At 49.8% G+C, this 5,514-nt stretch carries 8 protein-coding genes; 4 read left to right on the top strand and 4 right to left on the bottom strand.

From position 1 onward, the window contains the following. On the top strand, positions 1 to 225 hold a 225-nt coding region (locus tag MBEAL2_RS28240), incomplete at its 5' end, for a substrate-binding periplasmic protein (RefSeq protein WP_047155518.1). A gap of 66 nt (positions 226 to 291) precedes the next feature. On the opposite strand, the gene MBEAL2_RS28235 is transcribed toward MBEAL2_RS28240, so the two are convergent. Further along, on the bottom strand, positions 292 to 1,125 hold the full coding sequence (locus MBEAL2_RS28235; RefSeq protein WP_047155517.1) for a M55 family metallopeptidase: 834 nt from the start codon (positions 1,123 to 1,125) through the stop codon (positions 292 to 294). Between the two features lie 179 nt (positions 1,126 to 1,304). Here MBEAL2_RS28235 and MBEAL2_RS28230 point away from each other — a divergent pair, with 179 nt between their 5' ends. Continuing rightward, positions 1,305 to 2,045: a hypothetical protein gene (locus MBEAL2_RS28230; RefSeq protein ID WP_047155516.1), complete on the top strand. Its 741-nt coding sequence runs from the start codon at positions 1,305 to 1,307 to the stop codon at positions 2,043 to 2,045. A gap of 37 nt (positions 2,046 to 2,082) precedes the next feature. On the opposite strand, the gene MBEAL2_RS28225 is transcribed toward MBEAL2_RS28230, so the two are convergent. The 3 genes from MBEAL2_RS28225 to MBEAL2_RS34460 are packed head-to-tail and all read right to left on the bottom strand — an operon-like array spanning position 2,083 to position 4,768. Then, on the bottom strand, positions 2,083 to 3,384 hold the full coding sequence (locus MBEAL2_RS28225; RefSeq protein WP_047155515.1) for a TldD/PmbA family protein: 1,302 nt from the start codon (positions 3,382 to 3,384) through the stop codon (positions 2,083 to 2,085). After that, complete coding sequence (locus MBEAL2_RS28220; RefSeq protein ID WP_439644912.1) at positions 3,381 to 4,355, bottom strand: TldD/PmbA family protein; 975 nt, start codon at positions 4,353 to 4,355, stop codon at positions 3,381 to 3,383. The genes MBEAL2_RS28225 and MBEAL2_RS28220 overlap by 4 nt, the downstream gene beginning before the upstream one ends. 29 nt (positions 4,356 to 4,384) lie before the next feature. Further along, positions 4,385 to 4,768, bottom strand: a complete 384-nt coding sequence (locus MBEAL2_RS34460; protein WP_439644911.1) for a PmbA/TldA family metallopeptidase — start codon at positions 4,766 to 4,768, stop codon at positions 4,385 to 4,387. An 80-nt stretch (positions 4,769 to 4,848) separates the two neighbouring features. Here MBEAL2_RS34460 and MBEAL2_RS28215 point away from each other — a divergent pair, with 80 nt between their 5' ends. Both MBEAL2_RS28215 and MBEAL2_RS28210 read left to right on the top strand, forming a co-directional pair. Next, complete coding sequence (locus MBEAL2_RS28215) at positions 4,849 to 5,106, top strand: GIY-YIG nuclease family protein (RefSeq protein WP_047155514.1); 258 nt, start codon at positions 4,849 to 4,851, stop codon at positions 5,104 to 5,106. 43 nt (positions 5,107 to 5,149) lie between these two features. Next, positions 5,150 to 5,329: a gamma-type small acid-soluble spore protein gene (locus MBEAL2_RS28210; RefSeq protein ID WP_047155513.1), complete on the top strand. Its 180-nt coding sequence runs from the start codon at positions 5,150 to 5,152 to the stop codon at positions 5,327 to 5,329. The last annotated feature ends 185 nt before the right edge of the window (positions 5,330 to 5,514 follow it).

Here is a 5,514-nt window from a genome sequence, read left to right as displayed (position 1 = left end):
GTTGTCATTGCAGATAACGCCTATTTACTGGCCCAGCTTGCGAAAGATCCGAAAGAAGGCTATCGAATCATTGATGATCCGACGATTCCAAAGGAAGACTATGGCATCATGGTAAACTTAAAAGATACGGAATTGATGAAGCAAATCGATGATACCATGCAAAAGCTGAGAGACAACGGCGTATACGATGAGCTTTATAAGAAATACTTTCCTGACAAAAAGTAACGGATAAAAAATAACACTCCTTGCGGAAGGGAAAGGCAAGTGGAATGAACTTTCTTTTTTCCTTCTTTATCCATAAATCGGATCGGAAGCGAGTTCACCCAGGTTGAGGCAGGTGTAAATGCCTCTCCACGCCTCGAGTATGGTGTCTCCCCGATAGGCGATCGTGCGGGGATTTTTTCGGTAAGACCCCGGAACGAGGGCGGATTTCTTACAGGCAGAAGTGGAGGTCCATTCGATTTCCAGTTCCACCGGCCCTTTTATTATGTACGGATTGAATTGTTCCAGCCGCTTTACAGCCTGGAATGCACTGTCCTTAATGACCTGGTGCGAACGGGCCAGCGACAAACAGCGAGCGGACCAGCGGTCAATTGCATACTTTACGATCGCGGTTTGGACGTTGCCAAAGAAAGCTTTTGCTTCCCGGGCCAGCTGGTCGTCCCCGGATACCATAATGATGGGCACGCCGTAAAATCCGGCGATGGCCGCGTTCAATTCCATCTCCCCGATCGGCACACCGTTCATTCGCATTTCATACATTTCGAACCCTAGCATCGTCTCATTCGCCACCCCGTCAGAGTGGCCGACTTTGGCGTGGTAACCGACGAGAAAAGCCCCGTCAAACTGCTCAATCTGTTCAACCATGCTTAAGTTTTTGTTTCCTCCCCGTATTACATCAGCCCGCGGATCCAGTTCTGAATAGATGAGATTCATCATGGACCAGTGCGAGTCATTGACGACGACTTCCGTCGCGCCCGCCGCAAAGGCTCCTTCAATGGCCGCATTGACATCCTGGGTCATCAGCTTGCGAAACTCCGCATAATGCCTGCCGCTCTCATGCATTTCACTCGTATGTACGACGCCTGATATTCCTTCGCCGTCTGCCGATATATAAATCCTCAACCTGCATTCCTCCCCTGTAAAAGAGTGTCTTACTCTAACTTACTGGAAGTGGACAGGATGGTCAATTGTGCATATGAAAAATATTTCTTGTCCCATTTTTCGTATTTCCTGCTACAATAAAGATTGTTACATTGTGTTGCTGATAGCTGGGCAGACGGATAAAGGAGAACGACGTTTATATGAGAAAAGGATGGAAGATAGGAGCGATTGCGATTTTCGCTTCGTTAAGTTTGTTGACTTCCGGGTGTAATACGAAAGTCATCGAACATGAAAATCAGGCATTGAAAACAGAACTGGAAAACGTAAAAAAGCAATTAAACGATAGCAAGCAGAAGACAAGCCAGGTAACAGAAGAGAAGACGAAGCTTGAGCAGACGGTTTCTCTTCTGCAGAGCGCAGACGTCGATCAGACGCTTCTGCCGCAGCTTGCGTATTATATGGAGAAACAGGCGCGGGCCACTTACAAAGGCGCATATCAGACGAGCATTACGATGTTTACCGAACAGAACGTAGATGATGTAAAGAAAATGGTTCTTACCCAGTATCAGCACGCGCTCGCGTCTTTTGCAACCCAGGAATATATTGATGGCGAAGTAAAACGCCTGCAGGACGCCTGGGGAAGCAAAAATCCGATTACCTTCCCAAATGACGATAAAATAACCCAGCTGGAATTAAAGACAGCCGATCAGAATGAGGCGGTCGTGCAGGCGACGGTTGCCCGGACAGGGGCGGTATCTCCGTACAATTCGGGAACAACGACGGACAACCTGCTGATGACGATCACGCTTGCAAAGACGGAGCTCGGCTGGAAGCTCAAAAGCACGAAGGTGGAACCGGCACCGGCAACGCCTCCGCCGACAACACCCCCGGCAGCACCAGCAGCCCCTGCGCAGGATAAAAAAACCACTGGAATGAATTGATTCCAGTGGTTTTTTACTGTTAAGATTTAATTCCCGTTCAGCTTGAGACTGCAATGCCCGAGAAGAGCAGAGAAGGGGCGCCGTACTGGCTGGGACCGCCCGGCATAGAAAAGTCAAAATCATTTCCGGTGCCTTCGATTTGACTAAATAAATCGAAGAAGTTATGGGCGATCGTAATGTCTTTCACAGGGTGTGCGATTTTACCGGCTTCAATCCGGAAACCCTGGCAGGCGAGCGAGAAGTCACCGGATATCGTATTGGTTCCGGAATGGAGGCCCTGTACATCTGTAATGTAGATACCGTTATTCATTTGGCGGAATAACTCCTCCAGCGTAACGCTCCCGTTAGGAATCTGCAGGCGATGAGGGGCGATTTGCACGGTGCCTTTATAGCTGCGAATGCCGTGGCCGGTTGCTTCTTGCTTCATCTCTGCGGCGGACTGCAGGCTGTGCAGGTACTTCTCCACTACCCCGTCGCGCACGAGGTAGATTTTTTTCGTGTCCGTTCCTTCATCATCGAAAGGCACCCGTTCGTGGCCGGAATCCGGATCGTCAAACAGAGTAAGCGAACCGAATCGTTTTTTCCCAAGTGCTCCTTCAAGCCGGGATGTTCCCTGCAAAATATTGCGGGCGGAGAAAATGCCGCTATACACGCCAAGGAGGGAGCAGACAACCCTGCGATCCAGAATGACAGGGTAAGTACCAGTAACAACCGGTTTTCCACCCAGCTTGCGGCGGGCTTTTCCGACCGCTTCCTCAATGAGCTTCTGTCTGGAAAAGCTGCGGAGGTTACCGACATAATAGGCGCTGTCCGTTTCCACTTCCTCGCCGCGCTTGACGATGACGGAAAGGTACGCCATTTCAAAAGTGGATTCATATGTTTTGTTAAGACCGTACGTATTGGCGATTTGCCGCTTTGTTTCCCCGGAGCTGACAAGGGCGTAGCTAACTGAAGATACCTCTTCGGCTGCGCGGGCTTCCTTCTCCAGTGCCAACGCCAGGGTGATTTGCTCTTCTTCCGGCATAAGCGGATGGCAATCCTGCCAGCTGCCTTCCTGTTTCTTCTCAAGAAGCGGCTCTTTTTCTTCGATGAGGGAGGCGTTCGCTTTCAGCATTTCAAGAACCGAGTCAAATTCGATAGGGAGGAGACGCTCCGTGTAGGCATAGCCGCTACCGCCCTGAAATGTCCCCCGTACACCGAGGCCGCCTGTCGTTGTCTTCTTGAACGATTCGATTTTGCCTTCATATGCCTGAACGCTGAAATTCTTAGACTGGCTGGTGAGCACTTCAAGCTCTGTAATCTGTTTTTTCCTCGCGAGTTCAAACAGTTGGTTTATCATTGCTTGCTCCCCCCTACCGTAAGCTGTGCAACGCGCAGGGCCGGCTGGCCTACATTGACAGGAATCGAGCCGCTGATGGATCCGCACATTCCCTGCCCGGGCGCAAAATTGTCTCCGACCATGTCGACATCGTACATCGTTTGCCTGCCGTTTCCGATAAGCGTTGCCCCCTTTACAGGATAGGCCAGCTTTCCCTTCTCGATCATATAGCCTTCAAGCACGGCGAAATTAAAGTCGCCGGTTGTTGTGTTTACGCTGCCTCCGCCCATCGTTTTGGCATAAAGGCCATATTCAGTGCCGGAAATCATCTCTTCGAGTTTGTCCTTCCCGGGGAGGATGTACGTATTCGTCATGCGCGACGTAGGGGCGTAGCGGTATGATTGACGCCGGGCGGAGCCGGTTGGGCTCATGTTCATCCGGCGGCCGTTCAGCTTATCAATCAGATAGCCTTTCAGAATTCCATTCTCAATAAGAACGTTGCGCCGTGAATGGGTGCCTTCATCATCGATGTGAAGAGAGCCCCAGGCGCCCGTAACCGTTCCGTCATCGACAGCAGAAATCTTCGTGCTTACGACCTGCTGGCCCAGCTTGCCGGCGTACGGGCCTTTTCCTTTGGCAACGGCGGTCGCTTCCATGCCATGGCCGCATGCCTCGTGGAAAATAACCCCGCCGAACCCGTTATCGATAACGACCGGCATTTTTCCGCCGGGGCAGGGCCTTGCCTCCAGCATGCGGACGGCCGTATCCGCAGCCGATTCGGCCAGCTCCCGCAGGTCGACTTCGTTATAAAACTCAAAGCCCTTTTGGGCGCCTGGAGCGACATAGCCGCGCTGTTTCTCGGTATCTTCCATTGCGATCGCCTCGATGAAAAGGCGTGTCCTTACACGGCTGTCTTCCGCCCACAGCCCTTCCGAATTGGCGATGAGCACTTTCTGGCTCTCGTCGAAGTAACCTGCCTTCACCTGGTGAATGGCCGTATGGTAAGCAAACGCATGATGGCTTACTTCGGATAGAACGTCCGTTTTGTTTTGATAGAAACAACCCGCGGATCGATTAAAGGGATATGGCGGGGGACGATGAGAAGCTTCTTAAACGTAATCGTTTGGTTTTTTACATTTCCGCCTTTGGCGGCTTTCGACAGAAGGGTGGCAATATCGATAAGGTGTGCTTCGTCTTCGCTATTCGTGTATGTATATAAGTAATCATCACCGCTGAAGATACGAATGCCAATTCCAAAGTCGCGCCCTGAGCGGGCCTTTTCGACTTTACCTTTTACCATGGAGATGTTCTGCTCGATTTTGTTTTCCACAAATAGTTCCGCGAAGTCCCCGCCGTGGGATAGCGCGGCCTGTAATACGCGATTTACAACCATATCTTTTAACATGTGGCTTCCCCTCTCCCTAAAATTTGTTCTTTATTTATTGTATGATATAGAAAGCGATTGAGAAAGGATTTGTCTGAATAATGTATTACGTTTATGTGATCAGATGTAAGGATGCGACCCTGTATACAGGGTATGCGGTAAATGTTAACGAGCGCATTAAAAAGCATAATGAAGGGACAGGCGCCCGGTATACGAGGGGGCGTACTCCCGTTGAACTTGTGTATGTTGAGGAGTGGAAGGATAAAAGCTCCGCTATGCGGCGTGAAATTGAAATTAAGCGATATTCAAAAAGTAAAAAGGAACAACTGATTGAGGGATGGAAAAATGAGTATGTGTAATTCCGTGTATGAGGGACATCTTAATATACGGGAGGTGATAATCATGGCTAAACGTTCACCAGCAGGTACTAACGTTAACCGAGTGCGCCAGCAGAATCAGGCTTCCCAAATGGGTCAGTCTGATACTGAATTTGGAAGCGAAACAAATGTTCAAGCTGCTCGCCAGGCTAATCAACAATCCCAGGCTCGCGCTGCTCAGCGAAACCAGCAGAACCAGCAGTAATGATTACCCACCGTCCAGGCCCCGGCAAACGCCGGGGTCGTTTTTCTTTTTGGAAAGGATAAAATTAGAACAAAATAAATGTTGCTTATTAATTTCAGATGTGATAAATTTAAATATGTCGCCGCTGATACAGCAACAAAGCGAGACAGCAAAGAGCTTACAGTTTAATATAATGTATAGGAAGG

Source organism: Aneurinibacillus tyrosinisolvens (genome assembly GCF_001015055.1).
GTDB classification, from domain to species: Bacteria; Bacillota; Bacilli; order Aneurinibacillales; family Aneurinibacillaceae; genus Aneurinibacillus_A; species Aneurinibacillus_A tyrosinisolvens.
This window is presented reverse-complemented; position numbering and strand designations above follow the sequence as displayed.

Coding starts and splice junctions, on each gene's coding strand:
- MBEAL2_RS28230 (WP_047155516.1), top strand. CDS start 1,305: ATGAGAAAAGGATGGAAGATAGGAGCGATTGCGATTTTCGCTTCGTTA.
- MBEAL2_RS28225 (WP_047155515.1), bottom strand. CDS start 3,384: ATGATAAACCAACTGTTTGAACTCGCGAGGAAAAAACAGATTACAGAG.
- MBEAL2_RS34460 (WP_439644911.1), bottom strand. CDS start 4,768: ATGTTAAAAGATATGGTTGTAAATCGCGTATTACAGGCCGCGCTATCC.
- MBEAL2_RS28215 (WP_047155514.1), top strand. CDS start 4,849: ATGTATTACGTTTATGTGATCAGATGTAAGGATGCGACCCTGTATACA.
- MBEAL2_RS28210 (WP_047155513.1), top strand. CDS start 5,150: ATGGCTAAACGTTCACCAGCAGGTACTAACGTTAACCGAGTGCGCCAG.